The organism is Paraburkholderia dioscoreae, assembly GCF_902459535.1.
In the GTDB taxonomy this organism is placed as follows: domain Bacteria; phylum Pseudomonadota; class Gammaproteobacteria; order Burkholderiales; family Burkholderiaceae; genus Paraburkholderia; species Paraburkholderia dioscoreae.
This window is the reverse complement of sequence record NZ_LR699553.1, coordinates 1,189,780-1,209,963: the sequence shown is the minus strand read 5'-3', so window position 1 is coordinate 1,209,963 and position 20,184 is coordinate 1,189,780. Positions and strand designations below refer to the sequence as shown.

At 61.7% G+C, this 20,184-nt stretch carries 19 protein-coding genes and 1 tRNA gene; 10 read left to right on the top strand and 10 right to left on the bottom strand.

Annotated elements, in window-relative coordinates; translation table 11 throughout:
* Positions 1 to 39: 39 nt before the first annotated feature.
* Positions 40 to 1,248: a chromate transporter gene (locus tag PDMSB3_RS05440; protein ID WP_035516944.1), complete on the top strand. Its 1,209-nt coding sequence runs from the start codon at positions 40 to 42 to the stop codon at positions 1,246 to 1,248.
* 97 nt (positions 1,249 to 1,345) lie between these two features.
* On the opposite strand, the gene PDMSB3_RS05435 is transcribed toward PDMSB3_RS05440, so the two are convergent.
* The 5 genes from PDMSB3_RS05435 to PDMSB3_RS05415 form a co-directional block, all read right to left on the bottom strand.
* A complete protein-coding gene (locus tag PDMSB3_RS05435; protein WP_007175733.1) occupies positions 1,346 to 1,804 on the bottom strand; it encodes a CopD family protein in 459 nt (152 codons plus the stop codon).
* A 283-nt stretch (positions 1,805 to 2,087) separates the two neighbouring features.
* Positions 2,088 to 4,412, bottom strand: coding sequence for a DNA topoisomerase IV subunit A (parC, locus tag PDMSB3_RS05430; protein ID WP_165185341.1), 2,325 nt, complete (start codon positions 4,410 to 4,412; stop codon positions 2,088 to 2,090).
* An 80-nt stretch (positions 4,413 to 4,492) separates the two neighbouring features.
* A complete protein-coding gene (locus PDMSB3_RS05425) occupies positions 4,493 to 6,478 on the bottom strand; it encodes a DNA topoisomerase IV subunit B (protein ID WP_007175735.1) in 1,986 nt (661 codons plus the stop codon).
* A 354-nt stretch (positions 6,479 to 6,832) separates the two neighbouring features.
* Positions 6,833 to 8,770 (bottom strand): ATP-binding cassette domain-containing protein, encoded by a 1,938-nt coding sequence (locus tag PDMSB3_RS05420; RefSeq protein ID WP_007175736.1) that lies wholly within the window; start codon positions 8,768 to 8,770, stop codon positions 6,833 to 6,835.
* 193 nt (positions 8,771 to 8,963) lie between these two features.
* Positions 8,964 to 9,365, bottom strand: a complete 402-nt coding sequence (locus PDMSB3_RS05415; protein WP_007175737.1) for a DUF4399 domain-containing protein — start codon at positions 9,363 to 9,365, stop codon at positions 8,964 to 8,966.
* Positions 9,366 to 9,702: 337 nt separating this feature from the next.
* On the opposite strand from PDMSB3_RS05415, the gene PDMSB3_RS05410 reads away from it, so the two are divergent.
* A complete protein-coding gene (locus PDMSB3_RS05410) occupies positions 9,703 to 9,894 on the top strand; it encodes a rubredoxin (RefSeq protein ID WP_007175738.1) in 192 nt (63 codons plus the stop codon).
* 254 nt (positions 9,895 to 10,148) lie between these two features.
* Positions 10,149 to 10,223: transfer RNA gene (locus PDMSB3_RS05405), tRNA-Arg, on the top strand.
* A gap of 546 nt (positions 10,224 to 10,769) precedes the next feature.
* Here PDMSB3_RS05405 and PDMSB3_RS05400 read toward each other — a convergent pair.
* Positions 10,770 to 11,861 (bottom strand): acyltransferase family protein, encoded by a 1,092-nt coding sequence (locus PDMSB3_RS05400; RefSeq protein WP_007175788.1) that lies wholly within the window; start codon positions 11,859 to 11,861, stop codon positions 10,770 to 10,772.
* 258 nt (positions 11,862 to 12,119) lie between these two features.
* Here PDMSB3_RS05400 and PDMSB3_RS38410 point away from each other — a divergent pair, with 258 nt between their 5' ends.
* From PDMSB3_RS38410 to PDMSB3_RS05385, 3 genes are all read left to right on the top strand, one after another.
* On the top strand, positions 12,120 to 12,290 hold the full coding sequence (locus tag PDMSB3_RS38410) for a hypothetical protein (RefSeq protein ID WP_157187664.1): 171 nt from the start codon (positions 12,120 to 12,122) through the stop codon (positions 12,288 to 12,290).
* Between the two features lie 364 nt (positions 12,291 to 12,654).
* On the top strand, positions 12,655 to 13,494 hold the full coding sequence (locus tag PDMSB3_RS05390) for a phytanoyl-CoA dioxygenase family protein (protein WP_165185338.1): 840 nt from the start codon (positions 12,655 to 12,657) through the stop codon (positions 13,492 to 13,494).
* Between the two features lie 268 nt (positions 13,495 to 13,762).
* Positions 13,763 to 13,972 (top strand): hypothetical protein, encoded by a 210-nt coding sequence (locus tag PDMSB3_RS05385; protein WP_011487374.1) that lies wholly within the window; start codon positions 13,763 to 13,765, stop codon positions 13,970 to 13,972.
* 92 nt (positions 13,973 to 14,064) lie between these two features.
* On the opposite strand, the gene PDMSB3_RS05380 is transcribed toward PDMSB3_RS05385, so the two are convergent.
* The 4 genes from PDMSB3_RS05380 to PDMSB3_RS05365 form a co-directional block, all read right to left on the bottom strand.
* The gene (locus PDMSB3_RS05380; protein WP_007175792.1) at positions 14,065 to 15,057 is read right to left on the bottom strand and encodes a methyltransferase domain-containing protein; all 993 of its coding nucleotides are present in this window, start codon (positions 15,055 to 15,057) and stop codon (positions 14,065 to 14,067) included.
* Between the two features lie 237 nt (positions 15,058 to 15,294).
* Positions 15,295 to 16,002 (bottom strand): glutathione S-transferase N-terminal domain-containing protein, encoded by a 708-nt coding sequence (locus tag PDMSB3_RS05375; RefSeq protein WP_007175793.1) that lies wholly within the window; start codon positions 16,000 to 16,002, stop codon positions 15,295 to 15,297.
* A gap of 227 nt (positions 16,003 to 16,229) precedes the next feature.
* The gene (locus PDMSB3_RS05370; RefSeq protein WP_007175794.1) at positions 16,230 to 16,451 is read right to left on the bottom strand and encodes a hypothetical protein; all 222 of its coding nucleotides are present in this window, start codon (positions 16,449 to 16,451) and stop codon (positions 16,230 to 16,232) included.
* Positions 16,452 to 16,647: 196 nt separating this feature from the next.
* Entirely contained in the window at positions 16,648 to 16,839 is a 192-nt protein-coding gene (locus tag PDMSB3_RS05365) for a CsbD family protein (protein ID WP_007175795.1), read from the bottom strand.
* A 174-nt stretch (positions 16,840 to 17,013) separates the two neighbouring features.
* On the opposite strand from PDMSB3_RS05365, the gene PDMSB3_RS05360 reads away from it, so the two are divergent.
* From PDMSB3_RS05360 to PDMSB3_RS05345, 4 genes are all read left to right on the top strand, one after another.
* Positions 17,014 to 17,340 carry a hypothetical protein gene (locus PDMSB3_RS05360; RefSeq protein ID WP_007175796.1) on the top strand — a complete coding sequence of 109 codons (327 nt, stop codon included), beginning with the start codon at positions 17,014 to 17,016 and terminating at the stop codon, positions 17,338 to 17,340.
* 289 nt (positions 17,341 to 17,629) lie between these two features.
* Positions 17,630 to 18,910, top strand: a complete 1,281-nt coding sequence (dcm, locus tag PDMSB3_RS05355) for a DNA (cytosine-5-)-methyltransferase (RefSeq protein WP_007175797.1) — start codon at positions 17,630 to 17,632, stop codon at positions 18,908 to 18,910.
* A gap of 54 nt (positions 18,911 to 18,964) precedes the next feature.
* Entirely contained in the window at positions 18,965 to 19,411 is a 447-nt protein-coding gene (locus PDMSB3_RS05350; protein ID WP_007175798.1) for a very short patch repair endonuclease, read from the top strand.
* Positions 19,412 to 19,574: 163 nt separating this feature from the next.
* Positions 19,575 to 20,078 carry a YbhB/YbcL family Raf kinase inhibitor-like protein gene (locus tag PDMSB3_RS05345; protein WP_007175799.1) on the top strand — a complete coding sequence of 168 codons (504 nt, stop codon included), beginning with the start codon at positions 19,575 to 19,577 and terminating at the stop codon, positions 20,076 to 20,078.
* The last annotated feature ends 106 nt before the right edge of the window (positions 20,079 to 20,184 follow it).

Here is a 20,184-nt window from a genome sequence, read left to right as displayed (position 1 = left end):
TCAAAGGACGGCGCCCGCCTGCCGGGCGCTCGTGGCGCCATGCAGACGATCACGAGCCAGGATGCTTCCAGACGAGGTGAACGCGAACCGCTATGGACGCTGTTCCGGGTCGTGTTCGGCCTGTCCGCGTTGTCATGGGGCGGACTCGCTCTCATGGCGCAACTTGAAAACCATTATGTCGAACGCAAAGGCCGTCTCTCGCGCGTCGCGTTCTCCGATCTGATCGCGCTGGCGTGGATGGTGCCCGGTCCGGTGGGCTGCAACGTCGCCGTGCAACTCGGGCACTCGTTGCGCGGACGCGCCGGCGCCTGGATCGCGGGCATTGCGAGCGTACTGCCCTTTTTCATGCTGATGACGCTGTTCGCGATCTTCTACCGCACGCCGCTCGTGCGCGCCGCCGCTTCGCAAACCTTGCTCAATCACTTCAGCGTCGTGCTGGCCACGCTCATCGCCATCACCTGGTACAAACAGACGCGCGCGCTGGTGCGCGGCAAGCTCGAATGGATTGCGACGGTGCTCGGTTGTGTCGCGCTCTTCTATGCGCGCAGTCCGGCCGCTTATGTGGTCATGCTCGGGGCGGCCTTCGGCACCGGCTGGCTGGTGAGCCCGGTGCGCAGCACGCCCGTTGTCGTGTCGTTCGCGCGCGGCGACTGGCAGATGCTGAGCGCCTTGTGCGCATTGCTGGTGTTGTTCGCGCTGCCGCTGCCGCATCGCTACGACCTGGCGCTGTTGTGGCCACGGCTCGCCGGTGCCGGCATGACGTTGTTCGGCGGCGGCTTCTCGGCGTTGCCGGTGCTCAAGACGCTGTTCGTCACGCCGGCGATCGGCGTCTCCGATAACGACTTCACCCTGGCGTTTTCGCTCTCGCCGTTGTCGCCCGGACCGCTGTTGAACGTGGTGCCGTTCTTCGGCTATCTGGTGGACGGCTGGGCGGGCGCGCTGATTGCCACGCTCGCGCTATTCGTGCCGTCGGGCTGCCTCGTCGTGCTCGCGCAACGGCATCTGCATCAGTTGAAGGCCAATCCGCGATTCGAGCATGGCATGCGGATCCTGCGCGCCGTCACTACCGCGTTTCTCGCGGTGGCCGTGCTTCGGATTGCCGCGCATGTGCCGTTCAGCCCGGTCTATCTGATGACCGCGCTGTTCTCCGCCATGTGCTTCGCCAAGCTGAAGGTGCCCGTGTACGTGGTGTACGGGACGGTGGCGGTGGTGTGCGGGTTGTGGTTCGCGTACGGCGCGCTGATCTAGACGGCGGCGGCACCGCACACGATAACGACAACGCTTGATGGGATGCCGCGCGGCGATGTCGCCACGCGGCTGGCGGACTTGAAACGACGCAGCGGTCTCAGAAGCCGCGCGACAGCACCGCGACGCCGATCGTCACCACGCCGAGCACGATATTGATCAACACCAGACGACGGATCGTGCCGACGGCGCGCGCGCCATCCGGCCATTTTTGCGCCTGCACCGCACGACGGATGCGCGGAAAAACCGCAAAGCGGATGTGCCCGAAGATCAGCATCATCACAATGCCGAGGCCCGCCATTGCATGCAGCGGCCAGGTGGCGTGGCCGCCGCCGAATTGCATCAGCAGGAATCCGCCGGTGAGGAGAATCACCAGCACGGCGGCGGCGACCCAATTGAAGAAGCGGCTGAACACCGATTCCCACAGCGGCAGGCGTAATTGAGGCGATAGATCGGCAATTGCCGGACGCAGACAGAAATGGGCGAACACCATTCCACCTACCCACACCGCAACCGCGAGCAGATGCAGAAAGAGTGCGAGTTCGATAGCCTTGTTCATGTTGTTTTCCTCTCCCGACGACGCCACACCGCTTATGACGAGTGATACTGGCAGCGGCTATTGAATGGAATGCCCCCAAACCTGGCGGCCCGGCGCTTTCCTGAGCGCACGTTCGACCGCGTGGTCCGCAGGCAGTTCCATTGCACTCGTGGCTCTCACGTCGTTGTAATTGTTATCGCAGCACCTCCACCGTAATGGCGACGCGGCTCCCCGATTTCGTACTGCGCACGGCAAGCGTCCCGCATGCTAGCAGACGCTTGCCGTGTTCCCACGTCAATCTTTGTTAAACGGCCAGCACCGGACGCATGCTTTCGAGCTTCATCTTGCTCTCAGGCGCGCGCCCCTTGCGCGCCCGCTTGCCGATATGCGGCGCGAGCGCGGCGCCGCTGACCTTTTCTTCGTCCACACGGCCGCCGCGGCGCGTGCCGATCAACACCACACCCGCGTTGTTGATCGAGAGCGCCTGCACCAGCGTTTCCTTGTCGTCGAGCGCCATCAGCGTGACGCCGCGGCCGCCGCCCGAGAGTGTCTTCATCTCGTCGAGGCCGAACACCAGCAGACGCCCGTTCGAGGAGAGACACGCAATGTGCGTCGCATCCGGCAGCATCGGCATCGGCGCGAGCGGTTGAGCGCCGGCGTCGATCGTCATGAACGACTTGCCGGCCTTCACGCGGCTCACCATATCGCCGACCTTGGCGATGAAGCCAAAGCCGTTGCTCGAAGCGAGCAGCAACGCCTGATCCGCGGACGCAGCGTAGTAATGCATCAGATGGCTGCCCGACTCCAGTTCGATCAGCGACGTGACCGGCACACCGTCGCCGCGGCCGCCTGGCAGCATGGCGACCGCCACCGAATAGACGCGGCCATTGCTGCCCCACGCGACCAGCGTGTCCGGCGTGCGGCACGGGAACGCCGCGTAGAGCCCGTCGCCGGCCTTGAACGTGAAGCCCGCCGCGTCGAGCCCGTGGCCCTTCAGCGCGCGCACCCAACCCTTCTGCGACACCACGACCGTGACCGGTTCGTCGACCACGCGCGCTTCGAACGTTGCGCGCTTTTCCTGCTGGATAAGCGTGCGGCGCTCGTCGCCATACTGTTTGGCGTCGCCTTCGATTTCCTTGATGAGCAGCCGCTTCATGGCCGACTCGCTGCCGAGCAGTTCTTCCAGCCTGGCCTTCTCGTCTTTAAGTTCGGCCAGTTCCTTCTCGATCTTGATCTTCTCGAGCCGCGCCAGTTGACGCAGCCGGATTTCAAGAATGTCTTCGGCCTGACGATCCGACAAGCCGAACGCGGCCATCAACGCGACCTTCGGTTCGTCCGATTCGCGAATGATGCGGATGACTTCGTCGATATTCAAAAAGACGATCATCCGGCCTTCGAGAATATGAATCCGGTCGTCGACCTTGCTCAAGCGATGCCGCGTGCGACGCGTCACCGTGGCGAAGCGGAACGCGATCCACTCGTGCAGGATTTCGCTCAAGCCCTTCTGACGCGGCCGGCCGTCGCCGCCCACCATCACCAGATTCAGCGAGGCGTTCGATTCGAGGCTCGTGTGCGCGAGCAACGTGTTGACGAAATCGGTCTGATCGATACGGCTCGACTTCGGCTCGAACACGAGGCGCACCGGCGCGTCCTTGCCGGACTCGTCGCGCACCGCGTCGAGCAGCGCCAGCATGGTCTGCTTGGTCTGCAGCTGTTCGGGCGTGAGCGTCTTCTTGCCGAGCTTGATCTTCGGATTGGTCTGCTCTTCGATTTCCTCAAGCACCTTCTGTGCGGCCGTGCTCGGCGGCAGTTCGGTGATGACCAGTTGCCACTGGCCGCGCGCGAGTTCTTCGATCTTCCAGCGCGCGCGCACCTTCAGGCTGCCGCGGCCGGATTCGTAGGCGGCGGAGATTTCCGCTTCGCTAGAGATGATCTGGCCGCCGCCCGGAAAGTCGGGGCCGGGAATGTACTGCATCAATTCCGCGTGCTGGAGCTTCGGATTGCGGATCATCGCAACCGCGGCCGCCGCGACTTCGCGCAGATTGTGCGACGGAATTTCCGTGGCCAGACCCACCGCAATGCCGGACGCGCCGTTCAGCAGCACGAACGGCAAGCGCGCGGGCAGCAGCCTCGGCTCGTCGAACTCGCCGTCGTAGTTCTTCATGAAATCGACCGTGCCCTGGTTGATTTCATCGAGCAGCAGTTTCGCGATCGGCGTGAGGCGCGCTTCCGTGTACCGCATGGCCGCCGCACCGTCGCCGTCGCGCGAGCCGAAGTTGCCCTGCCCGTCGATCAGCGGATAGCGCATCGAGAAGTCTTGCGCGAGACGCACCAGCGCGTCGTACGCGGACTGGTCGCCGTGCGGGTGATACTTACCGAGCACGTCGCCGACCACGCGCGCGGACTTGACCGGCTTCGCGTTGTCGGAGAGGCCCATGTCGTTCATCGCGAACAGGATGCGGCGCTGAACCGGCTTCTGGCCGTCGCACACATCCGGCAGCGCGCGGCCCTTGACCACGCTCACCGCATAGTCGAGATACGCGCGTTCCGCGTAATTGCCGAGCGTGAGAAAGTCGCCTTCCGGAGGTGGCGGCGCGGTGAAAAGGTCGAGAGTGTTATCGTCGTCCATCTAGATTCCGTATCCGTGTTTGGCGTGAAGTTGCCGTGCGTTTTCAATATCCATGCGCGCGTGATTCTCTATGCGCGCGCTCAGATATCCGCTTCCACTTCGTTGCCCTTTTCTTCCAGCCAGCTGCGCCGCGACGCCGCTTCCCCCTTGCCCATCAGCATCGTCATACGCGCCACCGTGGCGTCGTAGTCGAGCTCGCCGAGCGCCACTGGGGTCAGGCGCCGCGTGTCGGGGTTCATCGTGGTATCCCACAACTGCTCCGCGCTCATTTCGCCCAAGCCCTTGAAGCGGCTGATCGACCACTGCGTGTCGCGCACCCCGTCTTTGCGCAGCTTGTCGAGAATCGCTTCGAGTTCGCCTTCGTCGAGCGCATACAGCTTCTGCGCCGGCTTCTTGCCGCGCGCGGGTGCGTCGACCCGGAACAGCGGCGGTCGCGCCACGCACACGTGGCCGCGTTCGATCAGCTGCGGGAAATGCTTGAAGAACAGCGTAAGCAGCAGCACCTGAATGTGCGAGCCGTCGACGTCCGCGTCCGACAGAATGCAGATCTTGCCGTAGCGCAGATTCGACAGATCGACCTTGTCGTCCGGGCTATGCGGATCGACGCCGATCGCCACCGAAATGTCGTGCACTTCGTTATTGGCGAACAGCCGGTCACGCTCGGTTTCCCACGTGTTCAGCACCTTGCCGCGCAGCGGCAGGATGGCCTGATATTCCTTGTCGCGGCCCATCTTCGCGGAGCCGCCCGCCGAGTCACCCTCCACGAGGAACAGTTCATTGCGGCCGATTTCCGTCGATTCGCAATCGGTCAGCTTGCCCGGCAACACGGCCACGCCGGAGCTCTTGCGCTTCTCGACCTTCTGCCCCGCACGCGTGCGCGCCTGCGCCTGCTTGATGACGAGGTCAGCGAGTTTCTTGCCGAGCTCGACGTGCTGATTCAGCCACAACTCCAGCGCAGGACGCGCGAACGACGACACCAGTTTGACCGCGTCGCGGCTATTCAGGCGTTCCTTGATCTGCCCTTGGAATTGCGGATCGAGCACCTTGGCCGACAGCACGAAAGACACGCGCGCGAACACGTCTTCAGCGAGCAACTTGACGCCCTTCGGCTGCAGGTTATGCAATTCGACAAAACTCTTCACCGCCTGGAACAGCCCGTCGCGCAAACCGGATTCGTGCGTGCCGCCCGCGGGCGTCGGAATCAGGTTCACGTACGACTCGCGCATGAGCGTGCCTTCCTCGCTCCACGCAACCACCCACGAGGCGCCCTCGCCTTCCGCGAAGGTCTCTTCGCTCGCGCGCGAGTTTTCGACGTAGCGCTCGCCCTCGAACAGCGGAATCAGCAGATCGCTGCCGTTCATGCCTTCGAGCAGATAGCCACGCAGGCCGTCTTCATATTTCCAGCTTTGCCGTTCGCCGGTTTTCTCGTTGATCAGCGTGACTTCCACGCCCGGCAACAGCACCGCTTTCGAGCGCAGCAGACGCTGCAATTCGCCGAGCGGCAGGTTCGGCGAATCGAAGTACTTCGGATTGGCCCACGCGGTGACGCGCGTACCGGACTTCTTGTCGCCTTTCGTGGCGGGGCGCACTTCGAGTTCCCTGGCGACGTCGCCATTGGCGAAACTCAGCTCGGCGACCTTGCCCTCGCGCCACACAGTGACGTCGAGGCGCGTGGACAGCGCGTTGGTGACCGACACGCCGACGCCGTGCAGGCCGCCCGAGAACGTGTACGCGCCGCCGGCGGCTTTATCGAACTTGCCGCCCGCGTGCAGGCGCGTGAAAACGATTTCGACGACCGGCACGCCTTCTTCCGGATGCAGGCCGAACGGGATGCCGCGGCCGTCGTCTTCCACCGAGACCGAATGGTCCGCGTGCAGCGTGACCGTGATTTGCCGGCCGTGACCGCCGAGGGCCTCGTCCGACGCGTTGTCGATGACTTCCTGAATGATGTGCAGCGGATTCTCGGTGCGGGTGTACATGCCGGGCCGTTGCTTGACCGGCTCCAGACCCTTCAACACCTTGATCGACGCTTCGCTATACGCGGCGTTTGGCTTTTTCGTAGACATGGTTGACTCGGGTGCGTCGGTTCATCGTTGTCCACAGGAGCTGTGGACAGGTCCGTGGACAATGCGTTGAGTTTTCAAAAAAAGCGAAACGAAACAATGGGGTTAGGTGGGGTGCCCGTGGTGCGGGCAAGCTGTTTGTCGCATGGCTTCCCGGTGGCGCGCTCGACGGCGGCCCGAAGCCGGCCCTGCGTGAAGCCAGTGCGGGCAACGTCGACGCCGGTGCGAACGCCGGGGAAGCCTGTTCGCGGGGTATTTTACTGATTTCGATCCGCGCGGCAATTCACGACACGTGGGATTGGCCGTCCGGATAAGGCGCGGCCGCGGCGCCGCTCGATCCCGCGCCGCGCCGGCGCCTCACTTGCGGCGGTTTTCCAGCTCGTCCCAGCGCTCGAGCGCGATCAGCAGTTCCTCGTCGATCGCGGCGTAGCGTTCGGTCAGGCGCGTGCCTTCCTGCGCGTCTTTGGCGAACACGGAGCCGTCTGCGAGTTGCGCGCCGATCGTTTTCTGCTCCGCTTCGAGCGCGGCGATCTTCCCCGGCAGCGCCTCCAGTTCGCGCTGCTCCTTGAACGACAGCTTCGCGGCGCGTTGCGTATTGCGGCCCGCGGAACTGTCTTTGCCCGGCGCCGCGTCTTTGCCCGCTTCCTTGCCGGCTTCTTTCTGCGCGTCCAGCGCCATCTGCTGCGAGCGGTCGCGCTGGATCTGCCAGTCGGTAAAGCCGCCGACGTACTCGCGCCACTTGCCGCCCCCCTCCGACGCGATCACCGACGTCGCGACGTTGTCCAGGAACGCGCGATCGTGGCTGACCAGCAGCACCGTGCCGTCGTATTCCGTGAGCAGTTCTTCGAGCAGTTCGAGCGTGGGAATATCGAGGTCGTTGGTCGGCTCGTCCAGCACCAGCACGTTGGCCGGGCGCGCGAACAGGCGCGCGAGCAGCAGACGGTTACGCTCGCCGCCCGACAGCGACTTGACCGGCGAACGCGCGCGTTCCGGCGCGAACAGGAAGTCGCCGAGGTAACTCATGACATGCTTCTTCTGGCCGTTGACTTCGACCCACTCGCTGCCCGGGCTGATGGTGTCGGCGAGGCTGTTTTCCAGATCGAGCTGCGCGCGCATCTGGTCGAAATACGCGACCTGCAGGTTCGTGCCAATACGCACCGTGCCTTCGTCCGGCGCCAATTCACCGAGAATCAGCTTGAGCAGTGTGGTTTTGCCCGCGCCGTTCGGGCCGACAAAGCCGATCTTGTCGCCGCGCATGACGGTGGCCGTGAAGTTGTCGACCACCGTGCGCGAACCGTAGCGTTTGGTGACGTCGGTCAATTCGGCGACGATCTTGCCTGACTTCTCGCCCTGGCCGACGTCGAGCTTGACGTTGCCCTGCACGTTGCGGCGTTCCGCGCGCTGGTTGCGCATTTCCACGAGCCGCGCGATCCGGCCGACGCTGCGCGTGCGGCGCGCCTCGACGCCCTTGCGAATCCACACTTCTTCCTGCGCGAGCAGCTTGTCGAACTTGGCCGCTTCCACCTGCTCGACTTCGAGCTGCTGCGCCTTGCGCGTCTGGTAAGCCGAGAAATTGCCCGGATACGACAGCAAACGCCCGCGATCCAGTTCGACGATGCGCGTGGCGACGCGATCGAGAAACGCCCGGTCGTGGGTAATGAAGAGCAGGCCCGCGCGCAGTGAAACCAGCAGGTCTTCGAGCCAGCGGATGCCGTCGAAGTCGAGGTGGTTGGTCGGCTCGTCGAGCAGCAGCACGTCGGGCTGCACGACCAGCGCGCGCGCCAGCGCGACGCGCTTTTGCATGCCGCCCGACAGCGAGCCCACCCGCGCCTCGCCGTTCAGACCGATCTGCTGCAACGTGGTTGCGACGCGCGTGCTCCAGTTCCAGGCGTCCGAATGGTCCAGCGCCGATTGCAGCGTGTTCATGCGCGCCATCAGCGCGTCGTGCTCCGCGCCTTCCGGCTCGTCGGCAAGCTGGTTGGCGACCGCGTCGTATTCGTCCAGCAACGCGCGAGCGTGCGTGAGGCCGGCGGCGACCGCGTCGAACACCGTGTCGTCCGTATCGAACTCCGGCTCCTGCGGCACGTAAACCGTGGTCAGGTTCTGCTGGCGCGTGACGAGACCGTCGTCAGGCCGGGTCAGATCGGCGACGATCTTCAGCAGCGACGACTTGCCCGCGCCGTTGCGGCCGATCAGCCCGACGCGCTCGCCCGCTTCGAGAGAAAAATCCGCGTGATCGAGCAACGCGACGTGACCGAAGGCCAGTTGGGCTCCGGTAATGGTGTAAAGCGACATGGAGAATTGGAGAAGACAGCGATGAGTCGGAACTGCCCATTGTACCGGGCGCAGGGGCGGCTGCCTGTCTGCCGGAAGAGATAGGCCGAATGGCTGGCTTGCCGGACACGGATAAACCCGGTGCGGATGGCGCAGAAGCCTGCTGGCCCGGCCGGAGCGCCTTCGCGCGCGCCCGGCCGTCTCGTGCGGCGGATTACTTCACGTGCACCGTGATGGTCTTGCTCATTTCCGGGCCATACGAACGATGTGCGCCGTCGCCGAATTGCAGCGTCAGCGTGTGGTCGCCCGGCGGCAGCGTCAGATCGGTCTCGGTCTGGCCCTTGCCGAAGTGCAGCGACTTGTCGTTCGCGGGGATCACCTCGCCCTTCGGCAGCGGCTTGCCGTCCACCAGCAGATGATGGTGGCCCGTGCCTTCCGTCATCGTGCCTGCCGGCGCGATCTTCATGCCGTCGACACCGAACACGACGTGGACGGGATTGCTGACGGTCGCGCCGTCCGCCGGCTGGACGAACGACACGCTTGCCGCCTGCGCCACGCCGGATACGGCGAGCAATCCGGCCAGTACCGTACCGGCCAACCATGTGTTTTTGAACATCGTTTTTCTCCTTGTTGGGAAACGAGAGTCATGCGCGAGCCATGCTGGCGACGACGGCGCCCTCAGTAGGCTGAGGCCGATCGTCGCAATTCATGCGGGGCGCCCGGAGCGCCGGTCCAAGGGATCAGCAGCGGATCAGAGCATACACGCAGTGTGTGACGCGGTTCATCTACTGGATTCCGAGTTTATCCCCGGACGTGCCGGGCGGTTTGCGGCGCTGCCGCGTGGGTAGTTTTCTGCCGGATTGACAAATTCCGGTAATATTGCGGGTCGCCGCCGCGCCCAAAAAAGGGGCAGACTGGGCGGATCATTGCATTGAACTGGAAAAGAGTACGTCGTGAGCGAAGTAATTGAAGTGACTGAATATAAGAGCTGGGTCTGCCTGATTTGCGGCTGGATCTACAACGAGGAAGAAGGCCTGCCAGAGGAAGGCATCGCGCCAGGCACGCGCTTTGCCGCGATTCCCGAAGACTGGCGCTGCCCGCTGTGCGACGTGGGCAAAGCCGAATTTGCGGTGGTGGAGTTCTGAGGCGCACTGATCGGGTTGCCGGAGCGCGGCGTTGATGGTTTGCGCAGCCGGCGGTTCGCGCGGCCCAGCAGGCTATATGCTTGCTGGGCCGTTTGGTTTGTGGGATTCGGGTGGCGCATGCAGTCCGAATGCAGCCCTCCTCGCGTTCGGGCGTGTTTGATATACTCTGCGCTCGCTGGTGAATCCGGACTGCTCCCGATCCTCGCGGAGCTTGTCCGGCAGCGCGATTGCGGCGATTATTGCGGTTTGGTCCTCTCCCTGTAGTTCAATGGATAGAACAAGTGCCTCCTAAGCGCTAGATACAGGTTCGATTCCTGTCAGGGGGACCAAGAAGCTTCCCAGCGTCACCCAGATTTGCCCAGAAAAGCCCCGTATGCCTTGCGCTGCGGGGCTTTTTGCTGTCGTCGTTGCCCCCGTTCGCCCAACACAAGCCCGACTAGTTGGGGATATCGGTACGGATATCCCCAGAAGTGCCGCTTAGCTACCGCACGCCAGGCCTGCCTTGCCGCTCGGCCTCGATTTGCATCGCAGCAAACTGATTCTCGCGATCACGCTCGCGTCTATCATTGCTATCGATTTCATCACGCTGCCTGCGCCCAAAAGTATTCTGATCAAAGCAGTTCCAAACATTTACGTCAGCCCACCGAAAAAACCTCTTTCCGTTCTTAAACCACATCGGGACATGAGCGCTGCGGATGCATAAGGATCGCGTGTTGAAAATGGCCGAACCTTCGGACACGAAAGAGGAATATGAAGCCAGGATCATCCATCGCTTCGGCGGTCAATGGGAACTTGAACCAATCGTCGAAAAGTAATCGCCGCGGCATCGTCAATCCATACCCCGCGCACGCCGAACACAATCAGACGATAGCCGCCTACACCACCACGCCGCGCCGGATTGCGAGCCGCGACAAGACCAGTCTCTGGACGGGAATCTCTATCAGATGATGAGCCGCTGCCGCGACCGCGATAGCCGCCAACCAGTACAAGGCAGCCTTGGCCGCAACCGGGTAGCTCTGCGCCATATACCCGTGGTCCTCCGCAAACCGCAAGACGAGTTGATGCACCACGTACAAAGCAAAGCTGATCTCACCAAGATAAATGAGAAGCCGCGCTTGAAGAAGGCGAGACAGGCCGCCGTCTTCCAGCGCGAACACGGCTATCAGCAGAGCAAACAGAACACCCGCACCACAATTGGAAAGCCAGATTGCAACGGGCTTGCTCAGAGGGAAGGGTAGATCCGAGACAACCCTGAGATCGGCTGCCCAGATCGCTGACACGGCAATCAGCACAGCGCCGATCTCGAACGCGCTCGCGCGCCAACCACCTTCAATGGCATTCCGAAGTGTGCCCCGTAGTTGATAGGCAGCGATGCCCATCATGAATTCGCTCAGTCTGGTTATCGGCGAAATGTACGCGGACCACAGCATAAGCGGGCGGCCCATGTTCTCGAAGGCGACCAGCATTGCAGCCGTGACGAGTATCGTTCCCGCGAGCTTGACCGCCCACGTGGCATTCACCCGCCAGATCAGCAATGGGAAAACCGCATAGAAAAAGGCCTCATCGGACAAGCTCCATGAGACTCCATTCAAAGAGAAGTACGTGGCGATGTCGGGTGACCATGCATGCAGCAGCAGCACGTTGAGGATTGCCGCAGAGCTGCCAACCGACCCACCCTCGTAATGGATCAGCCACGCTGCCGCCGCGGCGCCGACGAGGTGAAGAGGCCAAATCCTAGCCAACCGCTTGATATAAAAGATGTAGAGATCCGACCTTGAGGTGATCGTTCTGTGGGTGTGGGCGAGGATATAGCCAGACAGAACGAAAAAGAGGGACACGGCTTGCGTGAGCGCCAGGTGTTCAGCGAGGCCGAAATAGCCGAATTCGCGGCGGGTGTGGAAAACAACCACCATGCCCGCAGCAAAAAACCGCAACGACGTAAGCGAATCGATTTTTTGAGCCGGCACTGTAATGTCCCGAAAAATTTTGACATATCAGCAGTGTCCGTGCCTGCGCCTTCACAGGCGGTAATCCGCGGACACAATTGCCCTCGAACTTCGACGCATGTCCCCACTCTGATCTTTTAAGGGGGTACACCATGCTCAAGCTCATTGCAGTCATTGGTCTGGCGGCCGTTTTATCGGGTTGCGTCGCCTATCCCGCCGGCTACGGGTACGCCGATCCCGGATACGCCTACGGGCCGGACTATGGTCCGGCGTACGGCTATGGCACTATCAATGTCTGGGCCGGTGGTGGCGGCGGCGGTTACCACCACGGCGACTACCACCATGGAGGATGGGACCATGGGCGCGGACGCTGGGAAGGCGGCCGCGGCGGTGGGCATGGAGGTGGACACGGCGGCGGAGGCGGTGGTCACGGGCGCTAACGCGCCGTAGCCTGCATTCGTCGCAGCGTATCAACGTCACCGGCAATATCAGCCTCGCGAAGTGACAAATCTTTTTGAGGCCGCTTCATGCGGCCTCTTTTTGCGAGCGTCGCGGATTCGTTGGCGCCATACGGTCCGTCGCTATACCCGCGATCTGGTCAATTGCCAATTGCCACACGCCCGTCACAATTCAAAATTAGCAACTCACGTACAGACGAAAATATCCGCCGAATCGCCGGAATATGACGTAGCCACGAGCGGCTTATCTGGCGCCAGGCGCGATTAACCAATAGCGTTCACGACACGCCTGCACACCCGGACAGACGCGGCCCGGATCGGGTAAACTGCGCGCGACCACAAAATAATATCCACATATGACCAACTACAAAGCCACCTTCGAACGGGACGGATTTCTGGTTCTTCCGAAATTCTTTGCCGAACAACGTATCGACGCGGTGCAAGCGGCAGTTAAAGCAAAAATCGCGGCGCGCCCACGCGATGTCGTCGTAGACGTTCTCGACACAAACGAACGTAAGCTGCTCTCCAGCCTCACGCCTGAGCAGATCCGCACGACGCGCATGAAAGTCAACGACCTTTATCTAAACACACCGGCAGTGCGGGATATCGCGATCGACACCGATCTCGCGAAAATCCTTTCCGATTGCATGGGCACGCCGATAGCGCTTTGCAACAGCCTGTATTTCGAAAAAGGAAGCGCCCAGCCGCCCCACGTCGACGCGATCTATATGACGCCCCAGACGCACGGACATCTACTCGCGTCGTGGGTCGCGCTGGAAGACGTGCATGAAGACGCCGGCCCGCTCGAATACTACCCGGGCAGCCAGTTGATCCCGCAGTGGAAATTCAGCAACGGAACCTATCACTCGGTCCCTGAAGAGATGGGCGCGTGGCACGCGTACATGGACGCGCAGTTGAAAGAGCGCGGGCTTACGAAACAAAGCTTCGCCGCGAAGAAAGGCGACGTGTTCATCTGGCACGCACATTTGCTTCACGGCGGCGGTCCGATCAATGATGTCCGTCGCACTCGCAAATCGCTGGTATTCCACTATTACACCGCTGCGGACAGTCGAACCAGGTTCAGACTCGAACCGCAGAATGAGGTTTTCTGGATCAGGCGCAGCCCTCAATCCGTACCCACTGCACTGACGGGATGGAAGAAGGCAATCAGAAGAATCAAGCGGTTGATTGCCTGATCGGCTTCCCGCAATTCGTCTGCGCGGCGCAATCTCGCCGAAAGACTCTCCGTCTTCGCAGAATCAAACCGTGGCACGCGTCGGCATTCGAACTTCCTTCCGAGAAACCGGTGGGAGCCTCTTCGTGCCGACAAAGCCATGTTTGCACGCAGGTCGGCCTCAAGCATTCGGCCGGTGGAGCCTGAGTCGGACACGTTTTACGCAGCTTGTGAAGGCGAGCTGCAAGGTCTGCATCTAAAGTTTGTTCGGCGGCTGCCGAAAATCAGGCATGGACAACGACGACCGACTCCGCCCCGGCCACCCTCTCTATGAAGAGGCGATGGCCCTCGAAATGACCGTACGTACCCTGCGCCGCGCACAAGGCAAGAAGAACCCCGAAGACGTTCTCTATGCCTCGCCGGAATGGGACGTCGTCAGCGAAGAGTTTGTTCGCGATCTTTATCGGGCAATGGGCGGCAATCCCGGGGATTTGCATTGACAATCCGACTGTGTGACTGCCGCACGCCGAATCAGCGCCCCCTATTCCGAAGTCTGCTGTCGAAGGTCGAGTAACAGCTTCGACACGGGCCTTCAATACGAAATGTTTCGCCCGCCCGAGCCAAGCTCGCGTAATTTTGTCACCGCGGCACGCAGCGGCGCGGTGATTCGCCAGGAAGTGGACGACTCGAGCGCCTTGATTGTCGAAGTCCTCGATGCAATCTCATCTTGCATCACCGCAAGCCTCGCTCGCAATTCCGCGAGGGCTTTCTCGGCTTCGGCAAGCCGCCCCGTAGCATCCGCGGTGCCCACTGAAGCGCCGTAAAACTCCTCGGTCGCGAGTTCCACGCGAGGGGGTTCTTTGCGAAGGACGATAATCATCTCTCCGCCGGTTTCTCCGCGCGCAGGCACAAAATCGGCGAGATTGAATTCCACGAAACCCATCATGAGAATAGGTTTCAAAACCCTGGATACGATCGTACCGCTTTCGAAAACATGGTTGTGAATACCGACATGCGGAGGCGCCTTCAGTTTCTCCTTGATACGGTTCATGTCCAGTTTGTCCGACACATGCATCGGCATATTGACGAATGCTTCGTCGTAATAGATCTCGCATTCGATTTGATGCTCGCGTGGAATTTCCTCGACGCCGGCCAGATACTCGGCCACAAAATGGCTCAGCGCCGTATCCTGACGATATTTGTCGAAACTGAACTTCTTGTCCGGCAGCGCAAGAAAGAGGATTGCGCCAGGCTGCATCATGTCGCACAGATCGGATAACCATTGAATCATGTTCGGCGCATGTTCCATCACATGATTCGCGATAATGTAGTCGAACTTATCGCCGATATAATCGCCGTACCGGTTCGAATGAACCACATAATCGATTTCGGGTATGTCGACGACCATATCCGGGTGCGTGCACTCCTGAACCAGCTGCTCTTTGTTTTTCCAGTCCAGATACCGCACGTCTGCTTCCGATTTGAAGACGGTCGGCTGATCATACGGCCCGATTTCCAGGCCGACGCCGGAGAGATCGATGTGTTTCAGAAGGTGCCCGCGGCGAAGCGTCGTAACCAGATTCATGAACCACCTCTCGGCAAAGGGGTTTCCAATTGCGCAACTTACCATGCCTTGCCGAGCCGGCGGATAAAAACAATCAATGACTATTGGTATAACGAATATGACCGTCATTACGGCGATTGTGGGATTTTGGCCTCGTAACGAATGTGCGGCCCGCGCCGCACGAGATGCCGTACCCACTGGTGTGACCTTGTCGCGGCACGGCCGGAGATAAATTTTTCGGCCGCCCGCGTGAACCCGTTACGACGGACGCTTCGGAATCTCCAATCCTTTTGCCACGGCCGGGCGCGCGACAAACGCAGCCAGCGCGCGCGTGACATTCGGAAAATCCTGAATGCCGACGAGGTCGCCCGCCTCATAAAACCCGATCAGATTACGCACCCACGGGAAGGTAGCGATATCGGCGATCGAGTAGGTATCGCCGAGAATCCACTCGCGTCCTTCGAGTTGGCGATCCAGCACGCCGAGCAGTCTTATCGATTCGGCGATGTAACGATCGCGCGGACGCTTGTCTTCGTATTCCTTGCCGGCGAACTTGTGGAAGAAACCCACCTGGCCGAACATCGGCCCGATACCGCCCATCTGGAACATCACCCATTGGATCGCTTCATAGCGTCCGGCGGCATTCTGCGGAATGAACCGGCCGCTCTTCTCCGCGAGATAAATCAGGATCGCGCCGGACTCGAATAACGACAGCGGTTTGCCATCGGGCCCATTCGGATCGATGATCGCCGGAATCTTGTTGTTCGGATTGAGCGACAGAAACTCCGGCGTCATCTGATCGTTCGTATCGAAGCGCACGAGATGCGGCTCGTACGGCAAACCCGTCTCTTCGAGCATGATCGACACCTTCACGCCATTGGGCGTGGGCAGCGAGTAGAGCTGAATCCGGTCAGGATGCCCGGCAGGCCATTTCTTCGTGATCGGAAAAGCGGATAGATCGGTCATGTGACGGTGTAACCCTTGTGCGAGTGTTGTGGGTTGAAATGAAAATCGGGCCTCGTAATCGGCTGGGGCAGCCGGACGGTAGCGGAAATGCCGACGCGGGAGCGCCAAATATAAACCGGCTCGGCACAACGCGCAGGGACGAGTCCCGATGAGCGGCAACGGCGCGCCTGACCGTCCGCGTAATCGAGCTCCGGGACTGCGAACACAAACCGCCCGCTAGCCGTGACTCACCACAAATCCTTGGTCGCCGCGCCGGCGCGCAAGTTATAACCTTCCCGCCACAACGACGCGCCAACCGTCAGAAGCAGCGTCTTCTGTTCGCCGTCGAGCAACTCCCACGCCGCGGCCAGCCAACTGGCGAAGCTCCCGCAGGTCTGTTCCAGGTCGACGGGCGTTTTGCCCTCTAGATACTGCCTTTCGAACATCGAAAGAATTTTTTCGGGTGTCATGGGCGCCGTCTCCGTGTTGGATGCGGCAAGTCTAAAGGCGCCGAGCCGCGCGCGAAATGCTCTGGACGCCGACTCCGGGTTACTCCCAGGCGAAGGCCGCCATCTGCCGGAAAACCCACTCCCCAAGGAAAAAAGCAGCGCTAAAGAACGGAAAAGGCGCCGAAGCGCCTTGTCCGTCAATTGCATCGGAGCCCGGTTACGGCGCGTTGCGCTTTGCATTGTCCTTGGCGTCTTCCTTAGCGTCGCCATAGGCCTTTTGCACCTTGCCCGCGCCTTGTTGCAGGTCGCCCTTCAGTTCCTTGCCCGGGTTGTCGGTGACCTTGCCGACCGCTTCATTGACCTTGCCCTTGACCTGCTCGGTCACACCCTTCACCTGGTCCTTGTTCATGTTCGGCTCCACTATTTGGAATGCCGGCGCGACATTACGCCAGTATCCACATTCAGCAACGGGTGTGCCCGAAGCCGCAGGCGGCCCGTTTGCCTGGCGAGCGCCGCGAAAAAATATTCCAGAAAAGTCCTAAAGTCCCGCCGCAGCCTGCCGTAAAGGTGCCAAGGAGGAGCCATGGACCGTCCACTCGTTACGCTTTTGGGGTCGTCCCAAGCTGTACTGATCGATCGGGACATCGCGCATATCGCGCGTGTGATGAGGCCGTCTTTACACGGCGATCTGGGCGGCCCAATCCTGCCGGCCGCCTACTGGCGCAAACGTCTGTACCAGTTGCTCGACGCCGGCAATCTGTCCCACGCGCAACTGTGCGCGGTCGACAGCCTTCTGCTCCAGCTCGATCAGTATCAGGCCGAGCCCCAATTGGCATGGGACGCACTGGCCCCGGCCTCCGCCGCCTTGTTCCCGCCACCTTATCCGGCTAGCGCCCGCCACACTGCCTGAAACGCTGCGAGCCTGAACCGCCGGCCCTTTTCAGGCTAGCCGTCCGCTCTTTGCTCACGAATAAAAAAAAGGCCGCGAATCATGCCGCGGCCTCAACACGTCGCAACGCGGGGAATTCGCGTCACGCGGCAAGCCTACACGCACAATTGTGACAGCCGCATTTAGCCGCGGACTTTCCGCGTCCGTGGCGGACCGAGGCGTGAAATTTTCCACCCAAGCGGCGCAAAAAATGGGGAATTGGGACGACCTTAGGTCATAATGTCCGCAAAAATTCCCAGCAAGGACACTCGTGACCCTCGCCGCACCGCTCGCACTGCTCAAGCAAGCGCGCGCCCGCTTCACTCAACGCGAAATCGCCGCGCATGTCGGCAAGGACATCAAGACGGTGCGCCGCTGGGAAAAAGGCGAAACGCCGTGCCCTGCCATGTTGGAGCCGGCTTTGCGCGATCTGCTGCAAAACCGGGCGCAAGCCGGAGGCGGCGCGGGCGGCGGTGCCCAATTCCGCTTTATCGATCTGTTCGCCGGCATCGGCGGGATTCGCATGGGCTTCGAAGCGCACGGCGGCGACTGCGTCTTTACGAGCGAGTGGAACGACTTTTCGACCAAAACGTATCGCGAGAATTACCCGGGCGACGGCGAGCACGCGCTGATCGGCGACATCGTGTCGTTTCCGGCTGAAGAGGTGCCGGGCCACGACGTGCTGCTCGGCGGCTTCCCATGCCAGCCGTTTTCGATCGCTGGGGTCAGCAAGAAAAATGCGCTCGGGCGGCCACATGGTTTCGAGTGCACGACGCAGGGCACGCTGTTCTTCGACGTCGCCCGGATCATCGCGGCAAAACGTCCCGCCGCGTTCCTGCTGGAGAACGTGAAGAATCTGCTGTCACACGACAAGGGCCGCACCTTCGACGTGATCCTGCAAACTTTGCGCGATGAACTGGGCTACGAAGTGCACTACCGCGTGGTGGACGGCCAGCATTTCACGCCGCAGCACCGCGAGCGGATCATTATCGTCGGCTTTCGCGGCGAGACCTCCTTCTCCTGGGACGATCTGCATCTGCCGGAAAACGGCCCGCGCCTCGGTTCGATCCTGCATCGCACGGACGGCAGCGAACCGGTGCTGCCGTGGGACCACGACCGCTTCTTCGATCACACGAGCCGGCGCGTGCAACCCAAGTACACGCTCACGCCGAACCTCTGGACCTATTTGCAGAACTACGCGGAAAAACACCGCGCGGCGGGCAACGGTTTCGGCTTCGGTATGGCTTATCCGGACAGCGTGACGCGCACGTTATCGGCGCGCTATCACAAGGACGGCTCGGAGATCCTCGTCTATCAGGGCGAGGCGCTGCGTCCGCGCCGCCTCACGCCGCGCGAATGCGCGCGGCTGATGGGCTTTCCCGACACCTTCAGAATCCCGGTGAGCGACACGCAGGCCTACCGGCAATTCGGCAACAGCGTCGTGATGCCGGTGATGCGCGAAGTGGCGCGCATCATGCTGCCGCACGTGCAAACCCTGCTCGCGAAGGAGACGCGCCGTGGTTCGAAGCAGACTCTCTCGCTGCACGCCTGAGCGCTCGGTCGGTGTTTGCGCCCGGCATGTCGCCTCATTGGCCCAGCATTAGAAATGGTCGATATCGTCGATAGCGCGACGCGCAGCCGGATGATGTCCGGCATCCGCGGCCGCAATACCAAGCCCGAGATCCTGATCCGCAGCCTGCTGCACCGGCAAGGCTTTCGCTTTCGTCTGGATGCGCGCGATCTGCCGGGACGCCCGGACATCGTCTTGCCGCGCTATCGCGCTGTCGTGCTGGTGCATGGCTGTTTCTGGCATGGCCACGACTGCCGTCTTTTCAAATGGCCGCAAACGCGGCCGGAGTTCTGGCGCGACAAGATCGGCCGCAATCGCAGCAACGACGAGAAGGTTCGCGCGGCGCTGCTCGCAAGTGGCTGGCGCGTCGCCGTGGTGTGGGAATGCGCTTTGCGTGGTGCCAACCGCGATATCGAAGGTGTCTTGCAACGGCTCGTCGAATGGCTGAAAGGCGACGCGCCGAGCTTCGAGGAGCGCGGCTGAAAGCCGCAAACAGCCCTTCCGGCTTGAGCCGGTCCGAAGCCCGCTGGTGATACACTCGACTGGCTAACCCGGGGGTATTTCGGCGTGGCGCCCTGCGCTGCAACACAAGCGCACAACTGCCCGCCCCGACCATCCCGGAACCACTCAAGAAGGGAGGCACATCATGGCAGAATTCCGTCTCTGGTCCGACGAATTTCCCACCAATGGCTTCATGCCGAAAGCCCACGAATATCATGACAAGGCCTTCGGCGTGGACGGCGAGAACATCTCGCCCGCGTTGCAGTGGGAAGCGCCGCCGCCCGACACCCAAAGCTTCGCGCTCACCGTTCACGATCCCGACGCGCCCACCGGCAGCGGCTTCTGGCACTGGGTCGTGGTGAACATCCCGGCCGACGTCCGCTCACTGCCGCGCAACGCCGGCAAGGCGGACGGCTCGTTGCTGCCGCACGGCGCGCTGCAGGTGCGCAACGACTACGGCACGGTCGGCTTCGGTGGTGCCGCACCGCCGCGCGGCGACAAGGCGCACCGCTACATCTTCCGTCTGCATGCGCTGCGGGTGCCGCATCTGCCGATCAACGCGGACACCACCAATGCGGTGGCACGTTTCATGACCCATCTGAACGAACTCGACTCGACTACTCATACCGGCCTGTACGAACTCAAATAACGCGCGAGCCGCGATGCCGGCGCGCGCCAGATGGCGCCGGCATCAGCGTTGCGACTGCCGGCTCTCCCGACAACGGCGGGCAGCGCATGCGACTTGTCGCGTGACC